This window comes from Streptomyces sp. NPDC059534 (assembly GCF_042743475.1).
GTDB lineage: Bacteria > Actinomycetota > Actinomycetes > Streptomycetales > Streptomycetaceae > Streptomyces.
In genome coordinates this window covers 353,992-373,799 of the sequence record NZ_JBHWAQ010000003.1, presented here as the reverse complement: position 1 = coordinate 373,799, position 19,808 = coordinate 353,992, and the positions used below count along the sequence as shown (strand labels likewise).

The window sequence follows — 19,808 nt, the reverse complement described above, 5'->3', positions numbered from 1 at the left end:
ACCGTCCCCACGGCGCCCTCGGCGGACAGACGCCCTACGAGCGCCTCAAGCAGAAGACCCAGACCCTGCTGTAATCAAGCTGCGGCAGTCGCACAACTAGGGGGTCTCCCCGGCGGATTCGGCCGGCTCCGCGGGCCGGCTCCCGGGCGCGCTCTGCCGCCACCCCGCGAACAGCGGCACCTCGCCCGAGGAGTCGAGGACGGCCACACCGAAGGGCCGGTCGAACGCGACGCGCTCCACCACCTGCCGGCGGGGCGCGGCCGCACCGCGGGCCATCGTCACCTGGGTGACGGCAGCCGCCTCCACCCCGTCCTCGGCGACCTCGACCACCGCCTCCTGAACGACCTTGGCGAGCATGAGGTCCGCCGGGGACAGGCCCGAGAAGTCGGCGCCGGGGCGCAGCGCCAGGCCGACGCCGAGCGCGGGGAGATGCTCGTGCGCGGCGGTCTTCGTACGGAGGGTGAAGCGCGGCAGGGCGAGGTCGGCCGCGTCGGCCTCCAGCGCCCGCCGCTCCCCGGTCCCCGCCCAGGCGGCGGGCAGCACGTCGGCGGGCCCGGCTCCCTCGGGTCCGAGCACGAACCGCACCAGAGCGCCGCCGTCCCCGTGCCCGACGCCATGTCCGGGGCCGGGCCCGGCCCCTGACACGCTCCCGCTCCCGCTCCCGCGGCAGGGCAGCTCGACGACGGTGACCCCGTCCACGTACCAGACCCACGCGGCCGGGATCCGCCGCCGCATGGTGGGCACCGGCCAGGTGTCCCCGTATCCGTCGGTGAACGGCTCGTCGCGGGTGAGGTGCCCCGGGAACGCCGTCAGCCAGGACGCCTTGAGCGCCAGGGCGTTGAGCAGGACCAGTTCCTCCGAGCCGTCCAGTTCCAGCGGCATCCGCTCGATCCGCCCGCCGGTCGCCTTCCGCACCCAGGCGTCCAGCTCGGGCTGCGCGTCCTGTGCGATCTCCCCCAGCGACACGTCGTCCGTCGCCCCGAGCACCTCGTCGGGCAGGGCGAACCAGGCCGCCCCGGGGAGCACGCCCCACCGCACGCCGGGCAGGCCCCGCCGGAACGCCTCGCGCACCGGCACCTTGCTCCACATCCCGGTCGCCACCGCGAGCCCGTCCGTGGCGCCGACCGACCGCGCCGCGGCGGTCACCGCCACGGCGGCCTCCTCCACCGCGACCCCGAGCAACTCCGCCAGCTCCTCGCCGGTCCGTCCCCTGGCCCCGGAGGCGACGGCCCCCAGCGCGAGCCACAGCCCGGCAGGCGAGCAGACGAAGTCGTCGTCGCCCAGCCGGGGCAGCCAGCGCGCGGCCAGGTCCCGTATCGCGTGCGCCGGGAAGTCGGCGGGTCCGTGGGTCATGTCGTGCCCTCCGTGAGCGTCGTGACGGTCCAGGGGGTGTCCGGCCCGATCGACAGGACACCCCACAGGCAACCACGGCGGGCGATCCTCACGCCGTCCCGACGGCGGGATGTAGCAGACTGCGGGCATATGGCGAAGGCCCGGCACCATGCCCGGCCCGTACGTACTGAGAGGGTCTTATGCCCAGCGTGGTGAAGATCAACGTCCTGACCGTCCCCGCCGAGCAGCGGGAGGTCCTGGAGCAGCGGTTCGCCTCCCGGGCCGGAGCTGTGGAGAACTCCGACGGGTTCGAGTGGTTCGAGCTGCTGCGTCCGCTGGAGGGCACCGACCAGTACCTGGTGTACACCCGGTGGCGCAGCGAGGAGGACTTCCAGAACTGGATGAACGGGTCGATGAAGGCGGCGCACCAGGGCGGCGGCGAGGGCGGCGAGCGGCCGAAGCCGGCCGCTTCCGGCTCGACCCTGTGGTCGTTCGAGGTCGTCCAGCAGGCGTCGCCGAAGTAGGTCGTCCAGCAGGCGCCGCCGAAACAATAGGGCGGCGCGCGGGGTCGTGCGGGCCGCAGAATGGCCCGCATGACCTGGATTTTCTCCCCCGAGCCCGTCGGGACGCCGGAGGCGGCCGCCCTGCGGCGGGACTACTACGGCGATGTGGCCGGCAGCTACTGGAAGCGGCCCGCGACCGAGACCGAGATCGACGAGGGCCTGACGGCCGACGGGGTCGAGAGGCTGACGCCGCCGACGGGACAGTTCCTGGTGGGACGGTTCGGCGGGAAGCCGGCCTCCTGCGGCGGGGTGCTGCTGCTCGACGGTGAACGCGCCGAGCTGACCCGGGTGTTCGTCCGTCCCGCCTTCCGCGGCACCGGCGGCGCCGGCCTCCTGATGACGGGCCTGGAGGACGCGGCCCGCGCGCTCGGCGCGCGCCGGATGGTCCTCAACACGCGCCTGGACCTGGTCGAGGCGCGTGCCCTGTACACGCGGCACGGGTACGAGGAGATCCCCGCGTACTGCACCGGTCCGTACATGGACATCTGGTACGGCAAGGAACTCTGAGGCCCCGGAGCGGGATCAGGCGCGGTGGTCGCGGGGCGGTTCGGGGGCGCGGGGCGGTTCCCCGTCCGAGCCGCAGAGCTCGGCCGTGAGCTCCTCCACCAGTTTCACGAGGTCGGTGGGCCGGTCGGGTCCCCACCAGTCGCCGAGGAGCTCGGCGAGGGACTCCTCACGTGCCCTGGCCAGTGACGTCGCCGCGACGACCCCCTCCTCGGTGAGGGTCAGCTGGACCCCTTCGCGGCTGACCAGGCGCCGCTCCTCCACCTGGCTGGACGCCTCGGTGATCACCCGCAGCGGTACGGGCGTGGTCTCGGCGAGCCGGGCGGGTTCGACGGTGCCGTGGCGGCGGACGCGCAGCAGCAGCCAGCTCGCGGCGGGCAGCAGGTCGAGTCCCGCGCGGTCGGTGATCTTCACGTAGATCGCCTTGCGGCCCTCCCGGCTGCCGAGGACGGACAGGGCGCGGGCGCACTCGTCGTACGAGGAGCGTTCGACGGGGTTGGAGGCGAGGGTCTGGCTCGTGTCGGGCGCGGTGACCGAGGCCCGCAGCTTGTCCTCCTTGAGGAACCAGGCGACGACGAAGGCCACCAGGACGACCGGCGCCGCGTACAGGAAGACGTCGGTGATGGACGTGGCGTACGCGTGCAGCACGGAGGGGCGGAGTTCCGGCGGGAGCGTGGCGATGGCCCGGGGGTCGGCGGCGACCTGCTCGGGGCCGGTGCCGGGCGGGAGGTCCTGTCCTGCGGCGGCGAAGACGTCGTTCAGTTTGCCGGTGAGCCGGTTGGTGAAGACGGTGCCGAAGACGGCGACGCCGAACGAGGCTCCGATGGAGCGGAAGAAGGTGGCTCCGGAGGTGGCGACGCCGAGGTCCTCGTAGGAGACGGCGTTCTGCACGACGAGGACGAGGACCTGCATGACGAGGCCCAGCCCGGCGCCGAAGACGAAGAAGCAGATGCTCATCTCCCAGGTCGCGCTGGTCTCCGTCAGCTTGTGCAGGAGGAGCAGGCCGATTCCGGTGAGGCCGGTCCCGGCGATCGGGAAGACCTTCCAGCGGCCGGTGCGCGAGACGATCTGGCCGGACGCGGTCGAGGTGATCAGCATGCCGAGGACCATGGGCAGCATGTGGACGCCGGACATGGTCGGGCTGACGCCCTGCACGACCTGGAGGAAGGTCGGCAGGTAGGTCATCGCGCCGAACATCGCGAAGCCGACGACGAAGCTGATGACCGAGACCAGGCTGAAGGTCCGGATCCTGAACAGCTTGAGCGGCAGCACCGGTTCGACGGCCCGCCGTTCGACGTACACGAACCACACGAGGAGTACGGCCCCGAGGACGGCGAGTCCGATGATCTGCGGCGAGCCCCAGGCCCAGGTGGTGCCGCCGAGCGAGGCCACCAGGACCAGGCAGGTGGCGACCGAGGCGATGAGGAAGGTGCCGAGGTAGTCGATGGTGTGGCGGGTGGAGCGCACCGGGATGTGCAGCACGGCGGCGATCACGAAGAGGGCGACGATCCCGATCGGCAGGTTGATGTAGAACACCCAGCGCCAGGAGAGGTGCTCGGTGAACAGGCCGCCGAGCAGCGGGCCGAGGACGCTGGTGGTGCCGAAGACCGCGCCGAAGAGGCCCTGGTACTTGCCGCGTTCCCGGGGCGAGACGAGGTCGCCGACGATCGCCATCGACAGGACCATGAGGCCGCCGCCGCCGAGGCCCTGCACCGCGCGGAAGCCGATGAGCTGCGGCATGTTCTGGGCGATGCCGCAGAGTGCGGAGCCGATGAGGAAGAGGACGATCGCGGCCTGGAAGAGCTTCTTGCGCCCGTACTGGTCGCCCAGCTTGCCCCAGAGGGGGGTCGCGGCGGTGGACGCGAGCATGTAGGCGGTGACCACCCAGGAGAGGTGCTCCATGCCGCCGAGTTCGCTGACGATCGTCGGCAGGGCGGTGGAGACGATCGTCTGGTCGAGGGCGGCGAGCAGCATGCCGAGCAGCAGCGCGCCGATCGCGACGAGGACGGAGCGGTGGCTCTGCCCCTCCCCCGGGGCGGGCGGGCCGCCGACCTGGGGCGGGCGGATGTCCTGGGCCATGGGCGTCTCCGTCTCCGGCTGCATCTCCGTCCGCAGCTCCTCCATCCTGGTCCGAATGTCCCGTTATGGCCTGCGGAAGGGCACGCCTGTTCACCCACCGGAAGGGGGGTGGCTGCATAATCGCTCGCAGTTGTCTCGGGGAGGGGACCCATCATGACCGGACACGTCTGTCCTGAATGCGGTGTACACAGACCTGGCTGCGCCTGCCTCCAGGCGGAGATAGCGGCGGCCGAGGACTTCGATCCGCTGCGGATCAGGCCGTACGTGACGCTCGACGCGCCCGACGGCCCGGAAGGGGCCGCGAGGGCCGACGGGCCGTACCGGGCGGGCCCCATCGCCGGCGACACGGGCGCGGCGCACAGGGCGGGACCCGACGCGGACGCCGGCCCCGCCGCGGACGCGACGGCACACCTGCCCGCCTACACGACGCAGGATCCACCGACCACCCAGCTGACGGCGATCCGGCCGGAAACCGACCCCACGACGCCGCTGCCGGCCACGGGGGCGACCGACAGCGCGTACGGGGCCGGCGGGGTCGGTGCGCGGGGGGACGCCGGGCCCGGGGTGTACGGGGCCGGGCCGTACGGGGCCGGGAGCGGCTCGTACGAGGCCGGGAGCGGGGCGTACGAGGCCGGTGCGTACGGGAACGAGGCCGGCGCGTACGGGGACGGCGGGGGCCCGGAGGCGTACCCGGTCGGCGGCGGCACGGGGGCGCACCCCGAGACGCACCCGGCAGGGGCGTACCCCGGTGCCGCAGGCGACCCCTCCGAGACGATGCCGCTGCTCCTCCGGGGCGTCGGCCACGCGCCGCCCGCACACGGCGGGGAGCGGCCGCGGGGCCGGCGGCGGGGCGCGGTGGTCGCGGCCGTGGCCGCCGTCGCCGTGGCGGGGACCGCGGCCCTGGCGGCGGCCGTCCTCGGCGGCGGGGACGACACCGACGACCGGGCGGCCGTGCCGGAGGTGACCACGAGCGCGTCCCTGAACGCCGTCGTGTCGGAGGCACCCTCCCCCTCCTCCGGGAGCCCGGAGCCGTCGCCCTCCTCCCCGACCCCGCGCCGGACGTCCGCGTCCCCCTCGCCCACGGCCTCCGCGAGCGGCACCACCGCGAGCCCCAGCGCGTCGGCGACGGGCGCGGTCGCGCCTCCGGCCGCCACCACCCCGGCGACCCCGACGACGGCACCGGCGACGGCCACTCCGTCCGCGCAGCCGCCCGAGACGACGATGGGGGCCGAGGTCACGCTGAGCTTCGGCTCCAGCGGGCCCGAGGTGCGGGAGCTCCAGCTGCGGCTGAAGTCCCTGTGGATCTACCGCGGCCACATCAACGGCAAGTTCGACGAGGAGGTCGAGGACGCGGTCGCCACGTACCAGCAGTGGATCTACCCGCGACAGGACCCCGAGGGCGTGTACGGGCCGTACACGCGCAGCAGTCTGGAGCAGGCCACCCCCGAGATCTGAGCCGCGCACCCGTCCGGCAGGCGGACGGGTTGGCCAAGACGGCCCTCGGTTTTGTATCGTGAAAAAACAAAGTGGCCCCGCCCGCACTCCCTGACCGGTGGGCGGGACCGCTTCGTTCTCCGCGCCACCCCTTCTGGAGACCAGATGCCTGCCACCACCCCGGCAACGCTCACCACCCGCGCCCTCCTCCTGGACATGGACGGGACCCTCGTCAACTCGGACGCCGTCGTCGAACGGTGCTGGCGACGCTGGGCCGACCGCCAGGACCTCGACGCGGACGCGGTGCTCAAGGTGGTCCACGGCCGCCAGGGGTACGCGACGATGGCCGTCCTCCTCCCGGACCGCCCGATGGCGGAGAACCACGCCGACAACCGGCTCATGCTCGCCGAGGAGACCGCCGACGTCGACGGCGTCGTCCCCGTCCCCGGCGCACCCGCCTTCCTCGCCACGATCGCCGACCTTCCGCACGCCCTGGTGACCTCGGCCGACGAGGCCCTCGCCCAGGCGCGGATGGGCGCGGCGGCGCTGCCCATGCCGACGACCCGCGTCACCGCCGAGTCCGTCGGCGCCAGCAAGCCGGACCCCGAGGGCTTCCTCAAGGGCGCGGCGGAGCTGGGCTTCGACCCGGCGGACTGCGTGGTCTTCGAGGACTCCGAGGCCGGCATCCAGGCCGGCCGCGCGGCCGGCATGCCGATCGTGGGCGTGGGCCCGCGCGCGGCCGCCTTCGCACCGGACCTCTGGGTGCCCGACCTGACCCACCTGCGGGTCGAGGCCGCGGCCGACGGTTCGATCACGCTCACCGTCCTGCCGTAGGACCCCGCCGCGCCCCTCCCCCCCCGGGCGGCGGGAACAAGCCCTCCCGGATGACGGGACGCCACTCCCGGCCAGTCGGACGCCGCTCCCGGCCAGTCGGACGCCATTCCCGGACGGCGGGACGCCATTCCCGGACGGCGGGACGCCGCTCCCGGACGGCGGGTCGAACCTCACCCGCGGCCCGGCCGGACGCTTCTCGCCTCCGGCCGGGAGGCTCCACACCTTCGGCCGGCCGGACGCCCCTCACCCCCGGCCGGACGGACTTCCCTCACCCGCGCGCGGCCGGACGATCCGGCCGCGCGCCACCAGTTCCAGGGTGGTCGCGGCGGCCACCGCCTGCACCGCGAGCAGCGCGATGAGGACGAAGAGCTGGACGGCGCCCGCGTGGAGCGGTGACGCGCCCCCGAGCAGCATGCCCACGAAGGCCCCCGGCAGGGTGACGAGGCCCACCGTGCGGGTCTGGTCCATGCCGGGGAGCAGCGCGTCCGCCGCGGCCGGCCGCGCCACCTCCAGGCGCGCCTCCCGCTCGACGAGCCCGATCGCCAGACCCGCCTCCACCTCGCCCCGCCGCGTCTCCAGTTCGTCGAGCGCGCGCCGCCCCGCGAGGACGGTGGCGGTGAGCGCGCCGCCGACGAGGATGCCGGTCACGGGGACGAGCGTGACGCCCTTGACCGGTACGAGCCCGGTGGCGACGAGCGCGAGGACCACGGGGGCCACGGCGGCGGCGATCGGCACGCCCGCCCACCACCAGCCGCGCCCCGGCGCGGGCACGATCCGGCGCCCTGCCGTCCGTACCGCCACCGCGTACATCAGCAGCAGGAAGCAGAGCAGCAGCGGTACGGAGCGCACCACCCACCCGATCACCAGCGAGACGGCCACGAGCTGGACGGCGGCCCGGGCACCGGCGAGAAGGGTGTCCCGCGCCCGGCCGAGACGGGTGACGGCGACGACGGCCGCGGCGAGCGCGAGCAGAACGGCGAGAACCGTCCCGAAGGTGACGTTCACGTCCAGAAGCACACGCCAACCCTAGGACGCCGGACGGAATCTGGCGCTCCATCAGGCACGTCACACCCCTTGATGTGACGTGCCCATGTCGCCACTCTGTTACCTGGCGCACCCCCGAAGGAAACCTCGCGCCGCCACGATGACCGGGCCGCCGCCCGGCACCCAGCGGGGACGGCACATCGCCAAGGTCCCCACACCTCAAGGGAGTTCCCATGCCCGTCGGCAAGATCTACGCGCGTCGACTCGCCGTCCTCGCCACCTCGGCAGCCCTCACCCTCACCGGCCTGCTCACGACCGCCCCGGCCGCCCAGGCCGCCATGCCGACTCCGGTGAGCGCCGCGACGGCCCGCACCTACCTGGCCGCGCTCACCGTGAAGACGGAGGGCACGACCTCGGGCTACAGCCGCGACCTCTTCCCGCACTGGATCACCCAGTCCGGCACCTGCAACACGCGCGAGACCGTGCTCAAGCGCGACGGCGTCAACGTCGTCACCGACTCCAGCTGTGCCGCCACCAGCGGCAGCTGGTACTCCGAGTACGACGGCGCCACCTGGACCCTCGCCTCCGACCTCGACATCGACCACATGGTCCCGCTCGCCGAAGCATGGCGCTCGGGCGCCAACGCGTGGACGACCGCGCAGCGCCAGGCGTTCGCGAACGACCTGACCCGGCCGCAGCTCATAGCCGTCACGGACAACGTCAACCAGGCCAAGGGCGACCTCGACCCGGCGAAGTGGCTGCCCTCGCGGACCACGTACCGCTGCACGTACACCCGCGCCTGGGTGCAGGTGAAGTACTACTACAACCTCAGCATCGACTCCGCCGAGAAGAGCGCGCTCCAGTCCGTCCTCAACGGCTGCTGACAGAGCTGCCGACGCGGCCGCAGACGCGGCTGCCCGCGGAGGCTGCCGACAGGACTGCCGACGAGGCTGCCTGAGGCCCCGTCAAGGATCCGCGCCTCGACGGCCCGAGGGGCGGCCGGAGGGGTGGCCGGAGCGGCGGGCGGATCGACGCCCGGAGCGGCGACCGGCGCGGCGACCGGCATGACGGCCGCCGGGGAGTGAGCCTTCCCACACACTCCCCGGTGGCTGAATGTTGAACTTGCAAGCACTAGTGAGGGGTGCCTAACCTTACGGCCTCATCGGTATCCGTCCCCCACGCCCCGTTCGCCCCACGGACGGGGTCAGGCCGAAGGAGTTCCCCCATGTCCCCCGTCAACACCCCTGCCCCGCTCGCGGGCCTTCTGAACCAGGCCCAGCCGTACGCGCTCGGCCTCTTCCGCATCGTCGTCGGCCTCCTCTTCGCCTGCCACGGCGCCGCCTCGCTCTTCGGCGTCCTCGGCGGCACCATGGGCGGCGGCACGGTCCCGGCCGGCACCTGGCCCGGCTGGTACGCGGCCGTCATCCAGCTCGGCGCCGGCGTCCTCGTCCTCGCAGGTCTCGGCACCCGCAGCGCCGCCTTCCTCGCCTCCGGCTCCATGGCCTACGCCTACTTCAAGGTCCACCAGCCCGAGGCCCTCTTCCCGCTCCAGAACGGCGGCGAGACCGCGGCCCTCTTCTGCTGGGCCTTCGTCCTCCTCGTCTTCACCGGCCCCGGCGCCCTCGCCCTGGACCAGCTCTTCGGCGCCCGCGTCTCCACCCGCGTGAAGACCCACGACGAGCAGGAGCAGCAGGGCACCCCGATCGCGGCCTGAGCGGGCCCACCGCTCACCGCCCGCCGGGCCCACCGCTCACCCCCCGGCAGGGCCACCGCTCACCCCCGGCAGGGCCCGCACGGCAGCCCCAAACGGGCCGCCGGGCGGGCCCTGCCGCAGTCGCTACCGGTACGGACCGGAAACCGCAGCACGGTTTCCGGCCTTTCCGCACGACGCCCCTTCCCGACCGGCCGGCGCTCCCGCGCAACGACTTTCCCCGACCGGCTCGCCCCACTCTCACGGCGGCCTTCCCAACCGACCCGCCCTCCCGCACGACGGCCCTTCCCGACCGGCCCGCGCGGCCGCCACCCCACCACCGCTTAGGTCACCGCTCGGCCACCGCTCGGCCGGTACTCGACCTCCGCCCGGCCTCCGCCCGGCCACCGTTCGGCTCCCGGTACCCGCCCGGGGACGGGGCTCGGGGTCCGCGTAGGCTCTTGGCCTGTGAATCTGCTCGACAGCCTCGGCTCGCTACGGTCGTTGACCGCCGGCCCGTGGATCTACCCGGTGGTGGCGGCGTCGATCCTGCTCGACGTCTTCCTGCCCGTACTGCCGAGCGGTTTCCTGGTCATCACCGCCGCCACGGCGGCGGCCACCGCCACCGCGGCCACTCCGGACGTCCCGTCGCTGCTCCCCCTGCTGCTCTGCGCGGCCACGGCCTCGGTGCTCGGCGACTTCCTCGCGTACCGTCTGGCGCTGCGGGGCGGCACCAGGCTGCACCGGGCGCTCGCGCGCTCACGGCGCCTGTCCGTCGCGCAGGAACGTCTCGGCACCGCGCTGGCCCGGGGCGGCGGGCTGCTCGTGGTGATCGCGCGCTTCGCCCCGGCGGGCCGCTCCGTGGTGTCGCTGGGAGCGGGCGCGGCGAAGCGGCGGATCGAGGAGTTCCTGCCGTGGTCGGCGCTCGCCGGAGTGACCTGGGCCTCGTACAGCGTGGGGCTCGGCTGGCTGGGCGGTCAGTGGCTGGGCGCGACCTGGTTCAGCGCGGGGGTGTCGGCCCTCGCGCTCTTCCTCGCGGGCGGTCTCGCCGCGTACGTCATACGGCGTCCGGCTGCGGCTCCCGCTCCTGCCTCCTGACGCCCGGGTGCGCCCCGCGCACCTCCAGGCCGTCCAGGAGTCTCGCGGTGGCGTCCGCGATCTCGTCCACGGCCCGCTCGAACACCTCGCGGTTGTGGGCGGCGGGCGCGCGGAAGCCGGAGACCTTGCGGACGAACTGCAGAGCGGCGGCCCGGATGTCGTCCTCGGTCGCCTCCTCGGGCAGCGCGGGCGGGCGGAGCGTCTTGATGCTGCGGCACATGCCTCCAGTGTGGCGCGCCCCACTGACAAACGCCCCTGCCGCGGTCAGCCGCCGAAGCCGCGCCTGCTCCGTGCGTTGATCTCGGCGGCGCGGGCCCGTAGCTCGCGCAGGGGTGTGGCGGGCTGTACGTCGAGGGGCTCGGCCTCCCACTCGGCGCCGCCGTGGACGGCACGGATCAGAAAGCGCCCGGAGACGCTCTCCACATAGAAACCGACCCGCCCCGTGGCGGTGTCGCGGACGAGGTCACCGACCTCGGGCAGTGGCTGCACGCATCCCCTCCGTCCCGAACCCTGAATTCCGGGGAGAACCAGAGAAGCCCGGCGGCCCCGCCCTGTCAACGTATCTCTAGAGATGTCCCCCGATGGATGGATCGACCGGGCGGGACGGCGTACGCGTGTGCACCCTGGGCCGGGGGTGCGCCGTAGGGTGTCCCGCAAGTGAAGGGAGTGGTCCACCCGTGACTGACCAGGACAGCGATCGTCGGCCCAAGTACCAGCGCATCGCCGATGAGTTGAGAACGGCGATCCAGTCAGGCGCCTTCGCGCCGGGCGACCGGCTCCCCGGCGAGAACGACCTCATGACCACGTACGAGGTCGCCCGGATGACGGCCCGCCAGGCCCTGTCCGTCCTGCGCAACGAGGGTCTGGCCGAGGCCCGCAAGGGCGCCGGGGTCTTCGTCCGCGCCTTCCGCCCCCTGCGCCGCCGGGGCATCCCCCGCCTCTCCGGCGACCAGTGGGGCAACGGGCGTTCCGTCTGGTCGACGGACGTCGAGGACCGGGACCTGGTCGTCGACCAGATCGAGGTGGGCGAGACGGAGGCCGGCGCCCGGGTCGCGGGCGCGCTCAACCTGGTGCCGGGAGCCCCCGTGTGCGTCCGCAGCCGCCGCTTCGTCCTCGACACGAAGCCGGTGCTGCTCTCGGTCTCGTACCTCTCCGCCGAACTCGTCCGCGGGACGCCGATCGCGCAGCCGGACACGGGGCCCGGCGGCACCTACGCCCGGCTCACCGAGCTGGGCCACCGCCCGGTGCGCTTCCGTGAGGAGATCCGCTGCCGCATGCCGACGGCGGACGAGTCGGACCGGCTCTCCCTGGAGCTCGGCACGCCGGTGGTCCTGATCGGCCGCACGGCCTTCACCGGGCCCGGGATGGCCGTGGAACTCAACGAGATGACGCTGGACTCCTCGTCCTACGTCCTGGAGTACGACTTCGACGCGTGACACCGCATCGCACCGCACCGCACCCCACGACCGGGGCGCGAACACCCGCCTACACCCCAGCCCCAGTCCCAGCCCTTGATCCTGCTCCTGCTCCCGCCCCCCGGTCGGCGCGGACGACCTCGAACCGTGCCCCGGGATCGGCGTGGACGACGTCCCCGGGGAACTCCGCGGCGGCGAGCGCGACGGCCTCGGCCGGCCCCGTCCCCGGCCCGACGTGGGTCACGACCAGCCGTCCGGCGCGGGCCTCCGCCGCGCTCCTGCCGGCCTGCGCGGCCGAGTGGTGCCCGGGCCCCTCGCCGTCGGCCTCGCAGACGAACAGATCGCAGTCGCGGGCGAGTTCGACGAGGGACGGGCACGGTTCGCAGTCGCCGGAGTAGACGAGCGAGCGCCCCTCCGCGTCCTCGACGCGCAGCGCGAAGGCGGCGGGGCCGCCGTGGTCGACGGCCCGGGACCGGAGGGTGAGACCGCCGATCCGGACGGTGTGCCCGTCGTGCAGCTCCGTGACGGCGAAGGCCCGTTCGACGGGGCTGCGTTCGGGTCCGTTGGTGAGGAAGCCGGCGAGCCGGTCGGCGGTCCCGGGCGGCCCGAAGAGGGGCACGGGCAGCTCGACGTCGAGTCCCGCGTACAGCAGTCCGTAGAACGCGGTCAGCAGATCGGCGCTGTGGTCGGCGTGCAGATGGGAGATCCACACGGCGTCGACGTCACCGAGGGCGCAGTGCCTCTGGAGCTCCCCGAGCGTGCCGCTCCCCGCGTCCACCCACACCCGGACCCCGCCGCCCTCGACGAGATGGCCGGAGCAGGCGTTGCCCGGGCGGGGGAAGGGCGTCGCGGAGCCGAGGACGGTGATCCGCAGCGTGTCGTCGGCCATACGACCAGTCTACCGAGGCATGTGGGGGCACGGTGAAGAACGTGCGTATTCTGTGTGCCCTCCGGGCCCCATCGGCGGGCGCCCGGCAGGAACTGAGGGACATTCATGCTTCGCACTCGTACGTTCGCGGCCGTGACCGCGGCCGCCGCCGCCGGCGTGCTGCTGCTGCCTTCCCAGGCACAGGCCGCCGGTTCGGTCCACCTGTACAAGATCTACTACGACAGCCCAGGCACGGACAACCGCTCCACCGCCAGCCTCAACGCCGAGTACGTGCAGATACGCAACACCACGGGCGCCGGGGTCAACCTCCGCGGCTGGACCGTGACGGACGCGGCCAACCACAAGTACACCTTCGGGAACTTCGTCCTCGGCAAGGGCAAGATCGTGACGGTCCACACGGGCCGCGGCACGAACACCGCCGCGCACGTCTACCAGAACCGCGGGGCGTACGTGTGGAACAACGACCGCGACACGGCGACGCTGCGCAAGTCGAACGGCACGCGCGTCGGCGTCTGCTCGTACAACTCGACGCGCTACGACTACAAGTGGTGCTGACGCCGGCCGCCGCCTGACGGCAACGGGCCCCGGAACGCGCCGACTCCGGGGCCCGCGGCCTGCTCAGGAACCCTCGGCCTCCTGGCGGGCGGCGGGCACCGCGGCCTGCTGCACATCGGCGTTGACCTGCCTGCCGAGCGTCATCACGTTGAGCGTCGCCGAGTTCTCGCTGGCGATGGCCTTCTCGACCCGGGCGACCAGGGTGGAGAACGCCTCCCGCTTCCCCAGGCTCTGGTACGGGCCCACCCTGGCCTCGAAGTACACCCGCTCATGGCCGAGGAGTTGCTCGGTCGACCGGTAGTTCTTCCACTGCTCCCGGTACCGGTACACGCTCTCCAGCGACACCGCCGCGACGACCACCACGCTCAGCACCGTCGCCGTGACCCGCGCGAACGCCATGTCCAGGTTCACGAACACCGGTACCAGCGCCGCGCCGACGACGGACGCGGTCCGCATCCTCAGATGCATCGCCTTCATCCGGGTCGCCTTGGCGTCGTACCACCCCTGGTACTGCGCGAGCCGGCTCTCGATGTACCGCTGCGCCGTCATCTCCGCGCTCTGCACGCCCGTTTCCGGCGCGTCCCCCACCTCAGCCATGCCCGGAGTAGACCCGCCCCGCCGGACTCCCGTCAACTCTCCCCCCTCCCCCGCACACACCCCACCGACACCCTCCACCGACCCACCCCCGCGCACCCGTCGAACCGCCCCACGCGCCCCCGCACGCCCCCTCATCGCCCTCTCCGCGCACCCTCCGCGCACTCTCCGCGCGAAGGTCCTCCCCGCGCGCCCTTCACGTGCCCCTCACGCCCTTCCCGCGCGCCCTTTCCGCGCCCCCGCCCGACCTCGTACGGTCACCAGTCGAACACCCTTCGCGACCGATTCCCCACCGTTCCTCGACCGCGCGATGAGATCCCTGTCCCGGCATGACTTCCCCACTGATCCCGTCGGAAAGTGCGGAAGGACCCGAAGGCGGAGCCATGCTCCATCGGCCCCGCCGCCGATCTATGCCGGAGGATTACGTGAGTCCAGTCCGTGAGCCGAACACGCCGCACATGCCGTACACCGTGGCCGTCGTCGGAGTGGGGGCGGCCGGCACGCTGACCGCCGTCCACCTCTGCGAGACGGCCGCGCGCCGCCGCACCCCCCTCGACCTCGTCCTGATCGACCCCGCGCCGGAAGCCGGCCGGGGCGTCGCCTACGCCACCCCCGACCCCGGGCACCGGCTCAACGTCCCCACCGGGGGCATGAGCTGCTATCCGGACGACCCAGGGCACTTCACCCGCTGGCTGTGCCGGCACGGCGAACCGACCGTCACCGCGGCCGACTTCGCCACCCGGTACCGGTACGGCGCCTACCTCGCCGACACCCTCGCCCAGGCCATCGTCCGGGCGCACGGAGTGGTGTCCGTACGCCGGCTGCGCACCCGCGCCGAACACTGCGGCGAGGCCCCGGAGGGACGGGTGGCGCTCCGGCTCGCCGACGGCACAGGGCTCACCGCCGACGCGGCGGTCCTCGCCACCGGCCCCGCCGGACCGACCGGCGCCTGGGCCCCCGGCGAACTCCGCGCCGCGCCCCGCTTCGTCGGCGCACCATGGAGAAGCGGCGCGCTCGACGGCCCCCGGGCCGACGACAGCGACATCCTCCTCGTCGGTACGGGGCTGACCGCCGTCGATCTCGCCCTCACCCTCGAACGCCCCGGCCGTACGGTGCACGCCGTGTCCCGCAACGGCCTGCTGCCCCAGCCGCACGCCCTCACCCCGGCCGGCCCCATGCCCGCGCCGAACGGGCTGTACGGCGCCTCCCTCGACCAGCTGCGCCGTACCGTCCGCCACCACGTCGCCCGCTCCGTACGCCTCCACGGCGACTGGCGCCCCGCCCTGGACAGCCTGCGGCCGCACACCACCCGACTGTGGCAGGGCCTCGTACCCGAGGAACGCGCCGAACTCCTCGCCCGCGACGGCGCGTTGTGGAACACCCACCGCCACCGCATGGCACCCGCCACCGCCGAGTCCGTGGCCCGCGCCCGTACCGCGAAACGGCTGGTCCTCCACGCGGGCACCGTCACCCGGGCCACCACCCTCGACGACGGCTCGCTCACCGTCGGCCTCTCCGGCGACCGGGAACTGCACGTGGGCTGGGTGATCGACTGCACGGGCCCGGGCCACCGCCCCGACGGCCCGCTGTGGACCTCCCTGCTCACCGCCGGCGCCGCCGTGCCCGGCCCGCTCGACATGGGCGTCGCCACCCTCGACGGACGGCTCCTCGCCGCCGAGGGGCGCACCGCCCTGCCGCTGTACACCCTGGGCTCCCCGCGCCGCGGTGAACTGTTCGAGACCACCGCGGTCCCCGAGATCCGCGTCCAGGCCGCCACCCTCGCCCAGACCCTCCTCGCACCGCTCGCCCCCAGGCGCCGCACCACCCGCCGCCCGCTCGACGGCCACGGCCTCGCCCTCTCCACCCACGCCGAGGCCGCCGCCGCCTACCGCTCCGGCCTCGACCGCATCCTGAAGGTCCGCTCGGGCGCCGAGGACGCCCTCCAGCGGGCCGTCGGCCTCGACCCCGGCTTCGCCCTCGGCCACGCGGCCCTCGCCCTCCTCGGCCACGAGTGCGGCGCCGCCGTCGACGTACCCCGCGCACTGGCGGAGGCGCAGCGGTGCGTCCGCGAACGCGCCGACGAACGCGAGCGCTCGTTCGTCGAGGTCGTCACCCGCCGGGTCCACGGCGACGACGGCGACACCGCGCTCGTACGGCACCTCGAAGCGCACCCCGGCGACGCGCTCGCACTCGCCGCGGCCGTACCCACCATCGCCTTCTCCGGGGTCGACGACCTCGACGACGACTACGCCCTGCGCCTCGTGGAACGCACCTCACCGGCGTACGACGGCCACTGGTTCCACACCTCCCTGCTGGCCTTCCTCCGGCAGGAACAAGGCCGCCTCCACGAAGCCGGCGAACTCGCCCACCGCGCCCTGGCCGCCGAGCCCGCCTCCGGCCACGCCGTCCACGCCCTCACCCACGTCCACTACGAATCCGGCACCCACCAGGCGGGCCGCGACTGGCTCGAACGCTGGGTCGCCGGCCGGGGCCGCGGCGCGGTCCACCGGGCCCACTTCTCCTGGCACATCGCCCTGCACGAACTGGCCCTGGACGACCCCGCCGCCGTCCGCCGGCGCTGGTTCACCCAGCTCGCCCCCGGCCGGGTCACCGGCGTCCGCGCCCTCGTCGACTCGGGCTCCCTGCTCTGGCGCGCCCGGATCAGCGACAGCTGGCGCGGCGAACTGCCCACCGCCGACGTCCTGGACTCCGTGGCGGCCGACGTCCTCGAACGCCCCGCCACCGCCTTCACCGCCCTCCACTCCGCCGTCACCCTCACCGCCGCCGGCGACCTCGCCGCCCTCCGCCGCCTCCGCGACCACGCCGCCGGCGCCGACGAAGTCCAGCGCGACGTCATCGCCCCCCTCTGCGACGCCTTCACCGCGCTCATCGAGGAACGCTTCCGCGACGCCGCCCACGGCCTCGACGCCCTCCTCCCCGTCCTCCGCCGCGTCGGCGGCAGCGCCGCCCAACGCGAAGTCGTCGAGGAGACCCTCCTCTACGCCCTCACCGCCGACGGCCGCTGCGACGCCGCCCGCCGCCTCCTCGACGCCCGCCTCTCCCGCACCCACGCCCCCCGCGACCGCCGCCTCCTCTCCGAACTCCCCGCCTGACCCCACCCCACCCCGAAGGCCCCCGCCCACCCACCCCGGCCGGGGGCCTTCGCACTCCCCCACCCCTCCAACGCAAGCCCCACCCACCCCCGAAGACCAAGGGCTTACGGCGAAAACGCCAACAGCCCCGAACCATGATCGGTTCGGGGCCTTCGTACTGGTGGGCGCGGACGGTTTCGAACCGCCGACATCTGCTTTGTAAGAGCAGCGCTCTACCCCTGAGCTACGCACCCGGGGAGGAAGCAACAGGGTACATGGAGCGGGGGCGGGTGGGGCAAACCGGGTGAGGGGTGGGCGGGGGGCGGGTGGGTGGGGGCGGGTGAGTGGGTGGGGGGGGTAGCCCCAGGGTGGGGTGGGTGGGTTGCCGGATCGTGGTGGGGGGGTGGGGGCTCGTACGGTCGGGGGAGTGGTCGGGCGGGCGGGTGGAGGGAGTCGGGGGATGGGCGTGGGGCGTGGGGCGCGGGTGTGGGCTGCGGTGGGTGGGGTGCTGGTTGCGGTGGTGGCGGTTGGGGGGTGTGGGGCGGCGGATGTGGCGGGGGCGCCGGTGGAGAGGAAGGCGTTCGCGTTCGACGGGGATGCGTTGACGGTGGATTCGGATGGTTCGGAGCTGGTGATCACGGCCGCGGACGTGGACGGGGTGCGGGTGGAGCGGCAGGTGGACGGGTGGGTGTTCATGGGGGCGGGGCCGAAGGCGAGCTGGAAGCTGGAGGACGGGCGGCTGACGTTGCGGGTGGACTGTGAGGGGGTGGCGTCCCGGTGTGGGGCGGTGCACCGGATCCAGGTGCCGCGGGGCGTGGCCGTGTCGGTGGAGGACGACGACGGGGACGTGACGGCGGAGGGGTTCGCGACGCCGCTGAAGGTGCGGTCGGACAACGGGGACGTGCGGGTGAGGAAGGCCGGCGGGGCGCTCGATCTGGGGAGTGACAACGGGGACGTGGTCGTCGAGGGCGGGGTCACCGCGCGGGAGCTCGTCGCACGGTCCGACAACGGGGACGTGCGGATCACCCTCGGGGTCGTACCGCGCCGGGTCGACGTCGTCACGGACAACGGCGACGTGACCCTGTCGGTGCCGCCGGCCGAGTACGAGGTCGCGGGGGCCAGTGACAACGGCGACGTCCGGATCGACGTGCCGCGGAGCGACGGGAGCGGGCATTCCGTGAGCGTGCGCACCGACAACGGTGATGTCCTGGTCCGAACGGTGAACTGACCGGCCCGTGTGTTCGTCCTTACCGGGTGGGAGAATGAACCCGGACCGGGCACGGCGGACACAGCACGGGAGAGGTACGTGGCGGCGAGCGATACGAGGGACAGCGCGACGCCCAGGATGACGTCCACGTTCCGGCTGGCTCTCGCCTTGCCGCTGCTGGCCGCGGCGCTGCTTCCGCAGTCCTTCGCGGGCGGGGGGACCAGGCGCTGGTTCGGTGGGCGCGGGGAGAGCCAGCGGGCCGAGGCGCAGGCGGCGAAGGACGCCGCCGCGGCGGCCTTCTACGAGCTCGACACCGCCCAGCGCGGGCTGCGGATCTCCATCGAGACGATCACGGCCGTGGACAGCTCCCCGGACGCGCGCCGCGCCGTCGAGGGGTTCGAGGCGCTCGGCCGCCGTATCGACGAGGTCAGCCACGGCTACATCGGCGCGGTCGACGCCCACGACCTCGACCGCGACGAGCTGGACGCGGCGACCGCGAACCGGGCCCGCGGCGAACTGCACCGCGCCAAGGAGGAGCTGGACCGGGTCAAGGGCGAGTTGGACCGCTTCGAGGAAGGGCTCGCGCCGCTCCTCGACCGCGCCGAGACGCAGCTCGCACGGCTCGCACCGGCCGTCGAGCGGGCCCGGCAGGCGTTGCGCGGGGCGAGCGACGCGCTCGACGCGGTGCGGGAGAACGGACTGCGCGCCGACGACCTCGCGCTGCGCCTCGCACAGCTCGGGCCCGAACTGACCCGCCTCAACGAGGGCGCGGGACGGCACGGCGTCGCCGAGACCCTCCAGCGCGCCGACCGGGTGATGCGGGACGCCGAGGCCGTACGGGCCGAGGCCGGGCGGCTGCCGGAGCGCGCCGCCGAGATCGACCGGCGCCTGGTCTCCCTCCGTACCCGCACCGAGGCGCTCACCACCCGTACCGGCGGTGTCGAACCGGTCCTGTCCGAGCTGCGCCGACGGTTCGCGGCGGCCTGCTGGCAGGACCTCCAGCACGTTCCGGAGCAGGCGGCCGAAACGCTTCGCCAGGCCGGGGAGCGGCTCTCCGAGGCGGGGAAGGCGCGGGCGGAGCAGCGCTGGCCGGACACGACCTCGCTGCTCTCCACGGTCCGCGCGCTGCTCGACTCGACCGACGAGGCCGTCTCGGCGGCCGGCGAACGGCTGCGCCGCCTGGACGCCGTCGCGAAGGACCCGACGGCGGAGGTCGACCGCACCCGGTTCGCGGTACGGGACGCCCAGCGCCTGGCCATGGCGGGGCGGAACACGCCCGATCCGCGCCACGCCCGGCCCCTCGACGAGGCCGTCGCCCGGCTCGACCGGGCCGTCGGCTCCCTGGAGGGCCGCCACCCGGACTACTGGCACTTCCTGACCGAGCTGGAGGCCGTCCGCGCCTCGGCCGCGCACGTCGTCGGCCTGATCCGGGAGGAGCGGGGCGCGGGCCACTGACGCCGGGCGCGTCCCGCCGGCAGGGCCCGTCCGACCCTGCGCGTCCCGCCGGCAGGGCCCGTCCGACCCTGCGCGTCCCGGAT

Annotated in this window: 19 protein-coding genes and 1 tRNA gene; 12 read left to right on the top strand and 8 right to left on the bottom strand. The window is 74.0% G+C overall.

Going from position 1 to position 19,808, the window contains the following annotated elements:
- Window positions 1-96: 96 nt before the first annotated feature.
- A complete protein-coding gene (locus ACFVZH_RS05940) occupies window positions 97-1,353 on the bottom strand; it encodes a serpin family protein (protein WP_384893635.1) in 1,257 nt (418 codons plus the stop codon).
- 179 nt (window positions 1,354-1,532) lie between these two features.
- On the opposite strand from ACFVZH_RS05940, the gene ACFVZH_RS05935 reads away from it, so the two are divergent.
- Together ACFVZH_RS05935 and ACFVZH_RS05930 are read left to right on the top strand one after the other, a co-directional pair.
- A complete protein-coding gene (locus ACFVZH_RS05935; protein WP_384893633.1) occupies window positions 1,533-1,856 on the top strand; it encodes an antibiotic biosynthesis monooxygenase family protein in 324 nt (107 codons plus the stop codon).
- A gap of 60 nt (window positions 1,857-1,916) precedes the next feature.
- The gene (locus ACFVZH_RS05930; protein WP_384893631.1) at window positions 1,917-2,402 is read left to right on the top strand and encodes a GNAT family N-acetyltransferase; all 486 of its coding nucleotides are present in this window, start codon (window positions 1,917-1,919) and stop codon (window positions 2,400-2,402) included.
- 15 nt (window positions 2,403-2,417) lie between these two features.
- On the opposite strand, the gene ACFVZH_RS05925 is transcribed toward ACFVZH_RS05930, so the two are convergent.
- Complete coding sequence (locus ACFVZH_RS05925; RefSeq protein WP_384893665.1) at window positions 2,418-4,478, bottom strand: DHA2 family efflux MFS transporter permease subunit; 2,061 nt, start codon at window positions 4,476-4,478, stop codon at window positions 2,418-2,420.
- Window positions 4,479-4,631: 153 nt separating this feature from the next.
- Here ACFVZH_RS05925 and ACFVZH_RS05920 point away from each other — a divergent pair, with 153 nt between their 5' ends.
- Window positions 4,632-5,933 (top strand): peptidoglycan-binding protein, encoded by a 1,302-nt coding sequence (locus ACFVZH_RS05920; protein WP_384893629.1) that lies wholly within the window; start codon window positions 4,632-4,634, stop codon window positions 5,931-5,933.
- A 144-nt stretch (window positions 5,934-6,077) separates the two neighbouring features.
- The gene (locus ACFVZH_RS05915; RefSeq protein WP_384893627.1) at window positions 6,078-6,746 is read left to right on the top strand and encodes an HAD-IA family hydrolase; all 669 of its coding nucleotides are present in this window, start codon (window positions 6,078-6,080) and stop codon (window positions 6,744-6,746) included.
- 243 nt (window positions 6,747-6,989) lie between these two features.
- Here ACFVZH_RS05915 and ACFVZH_RS05910 read toward each other — a convergent pair whose 3' ends face one another.
- Window positions 6,990-7,763, bottom strand: a complete 774-nt coding sequence (locus tag ACFVZH_RS05910) for an ABC transporter permease (protein WP_384893625.1) — start codon at window positions 7,761-7,763, stop codon at window positions 6,990-6,992.
- A gap of 200 nt (window positions 7,764-7,963) precedes the next feature.
- Between ACFVZH_RS05910 and ACFVZH_RS05905 the strand changes: the two genes are divergently transcribed.
- From ACFVZH_RS05905 to ACFVZH_RS05895, 3 genes are all read left to right on the top strand, one after another.
- Window positions 7,964-8,614: an HNH endonuclease family protein gene (locus tag ACFVZH_RS05905; RefSeq protein ID WP_384893624.1), complete on the top strand. Its 651-nt coding sequence runs from the start codon at window positions 7,964-7,966 to the stop codon at window positions 8,612-8,614.
- Between the two features lie 341 nt (window positions 8,615-8,955).
- Entirely contained in the window at window positions 8,956-9,444 is a 489-nt protein-coding gene (locus ACFVZH_RS05900; protein ID WP_384893622.1) for a DoxX family protein, read from the top strand.
- A gap of 450 nt (window positions 9,445-9,894) precedes the next feature.
- Window positions 9,895-10,518, top strand: a complete 624-nt coding sequence (locus ACFVZH_RS05895) for a DedA family protein (protein WP_384893663.1) — start codon at window positions 9,895-9,897, stop codon at window positions 10,516-10,518.
- On the opposite strand, the gene ACFVZH_RS05890 is transcribed toward ACFVZH_RS05895, so the two are convergent.
- Window positions 10,478-10,738: a DUF2277 domain-containing protein gene (locus ACFVZH_RS05890; protein WP_384893620.1), complete on the bottom strand. Its 261-nt coding sequence runs from the start codon at window positions 10,736-10,738 to the stop codon at window positions 10,478-10,480. The two genes, ACFVZH_RS05895 and ACFVZH_RS05890, sit on opposite strands and share 41 nt — an antisense overlap.
- 44 nt (window positions 10,739-10,782) lie before the next feature.
- Window positions 10,783-11,007, bottom strand: coding sequence for a hypothetical protein (locus tag ACFVZH_RS05885; RefSeq protein WP_017239080.1), 225 nt, complete (start codon window positions 11,005-11,007; stop codon window positions 10,783-10,785).
- A gap of 188 nt (window positions 11,008-11,195) precedes the next feature.
- On the opposite strand from ACFVZH_RS05885, the gene ACFVZH_RS05880 reads away from it, so the two are divergent.
- Window positions 11,196-11,954: a GntR family transcriptional regulator gene (locus tag ACFVZH_RS05880; RefSeq protein ID WP_384893618.1), complete on the top strand. Its 759-nt coding sequence runs from the start codon at window positions 11,196-11,198 to the stop codon at window positions 11,952-11,954.
- A 49-nt stretch (window positions 11,955-12,003) separates the two neighbouring features.
- Here the strand turns inward: ACFVZH_RS05880 and ACFVZH_RS05875 are convergent, their stop codons facing one another.
- Window positions 12,004-12,822 carry an MBL fold metallo-hydrolase gene (locus ACFVZH_RS05875; RefSeq protein ID WP_384893616.1) on the bottom strand — a complete coding sequence of 273 codons (819 nt, stop codon included), beginning with the start codon at window positions 12,820-12,822 and terminating at the stop codon, window positions 12,004-12,006.
- A gap of 105 nt (window positions 12,823-12,927) precedes the next feature.
- Here ACFVZH_RS05875 and ACFVZH_RS05870 point away from each other — a divergent pair, with 105 nt between their 5' ends.
- Entirely contained in the window at window positions 12,928-13,377 is a 450-nt protein-coding gene (locus ACFVZH_RS05870) for a lamin tail domain-containing protein (protein WP_384893614.1), read from the top strand.
- Window positions 13,378-13,440: 63 nt separating this feature from the next.
- Here the strand turns inward: ACFVZH_RS05870 and ACFVZH_RS05865 are convergent, their stop codons facing one another.
- Complete coding sequence (locus ACFVZH_RS05865) at window positions 13,441-13,974, bottom strand: DUF4231 domain-containing protein (protein ID WP_384893612.1); 534 nt, start codon at window positions 13,972-13,974, stop codon at window positions 13,441-13,443.
- A gap of 407 nt (window positions 13,975-14,381) precedes the next feature.
- Between ACFVZH_RS05865 and ACFVZH_RS05860 the strand changes: the two genes are divergently transcribed.
- Window positions 14,382-17,084, top strand: a complete 2,703-nt coding sequence (locus ACFVZH_RS05860; protein ID WP_384893661.1) for an FAD/NAD(P)-binding protein — start codon at window positions 14,382-14,384, stop codon at window positions 17,082-17,084.
- 158 nt (window positions 17,085-17,242) lie between these two features.
- Here ACFVZH_RS05860 and ACFVZH_RS05855 read toward each other — a convergent pair.
- Window positions 17,243-17,317, bottom strand: a tRNA-Val gene (locus ACFVZH_RS05855).
- 353 nt (window positions 17,318-17,670) lie between these two features.
- Between ACFVZH_RS05855 and ACFVZH_RS05850 the strand changes: the two genes are divergently transcribed.
- Complete coding sequence (locus tag ACFVZH_RS05850; protein WP_384893610.1) at window positions 17,671-18,291, top strand: DUF4097 family beta strand repeat-containing protein; 621 nt, start codon at window positions 17,671-17,673, stop codon at window positions 18,289-18,291.
- 117 nt (window positions 18,292-18,408) lie between these two features.
- Window positions 18,409-19,725: a hypothetical protein gene (locus ACFVZH_RS05845; RefSeq protein ID WP_384893608.1), complete on the top strand. Its 1,317-nt coding sequence runs from the start codon at window positions 18,409-18,411 to the stop codon at window positions 19,723-19,725.
- Window positions 19,726-19,808: the final 83 nt, after the last annotated feature.

Excerpts from the sequence above, each read along its gene's own strand:
- ACFVZH_RS05940 (WP_384893635.1), bottom strand. The coding sequence starts at position 1,353 with ATGACCCACGGACCCGCCGACTTCCCGGCGCACGCGATACGGGACCTG.
- ACFVZH_RS05935 (WP_384893633.1), top strand. The coding sequence starts at position 1,533 with ATGCCCAGCGTGGTGAAGATCAACGTCCTGACCGTCCCCGCCGAGCAG.
- ACFVZH_RS05930 (WP_384893631.1), top strand. The coding sequence starts at position 1,917 with ATGGCCCGCATGACCTGGATTTTCTCCCCCGAGCCCGTCGGGACGCCG.
- ACFVZH_RS05925 (WP_384893665.1), bottom strand. The coding sequence starts at position 4,478 with ATGGCCCAGGACATCCGCCCGCCCCAGGTCGGCGGCCCGCCCGCCCCG.
- ACFVZH_RS05920 (WP_384893629.1), top strand. The coding sequence starts at position 4,632 with ATGACCGGACACGTCTGTCCTGAATGCGGTGTACACAGACCTGGCTGC.
- ACFVZH_RS05915 (WP_384893627.1), top strand. The coding sequence starts at position 6,078 with ATGCCTGCCACCACCCCGGCAACGCTCACCACCCGCGCCCTCCTCCTG.
- ACFVZH_RS05905 (WP_384893624.1), top strand. The coding sequence starts at position 7,964 with ATGCCCGTCGGCAAGATCTACGCGCGTCGACTCGCCGTCCTCGCCACC.
- ACFVZH_RS05900 (WP_384893622.1), top strand. The coding sequence starts at position 8,956 with ATGTCCCCCGTCAACACCCCTGCCCCGCTCGCGGGCCTTCTGAACCAG.
- ACFVZH_RS05890 (WP_384893620.1), bottom strand. The coding sequence starts at position 10,738 with ATGTGCCGCAGCATCAAGACGCTCCGCCCGCCCGCGCTGCCCGAGGAG.
- ACFVZH_RS05875 (WP_384893616.1), bottom strand. The coding sequence starts at position 12,822 with ATGGCCGACGACACGCTGCGGATCACCGTCCTCGGCTCCGCGACGCCC.
- ACFVZH_RS05870 (WP_384893614.1), top strand. The coding sequence starts at position 12,928 with ATGCTTCGCACTCGTACGTTCGCGGCCGTGACCGCGGCCGCCGCCGCC.
- ACFVZH_RS05865 (WP_384893612.1), bottom strand. The coding sequence starts at position 13,974 with ATGGCTGAGGTGGGGGACGCGCCGGAAACGGGCGTGCAGAGCGCGGAG.
- ACFVZH_RS05860 (WP_384893661.1), top strand. The coding sequence starts at position 14,382 with ATGCCGGAGGATTACGTGAGTCCAGTCCGTGAGCCGAACACGCCGCAC.
- ACFVZH_RS05845 (WP_384893608.1), top strand. The coding sequence starts at position 18,409 with ATGACGTCCACGTTCCGGCTGGCTCTCGCCTTGCCGCTGCTGGCCGCG.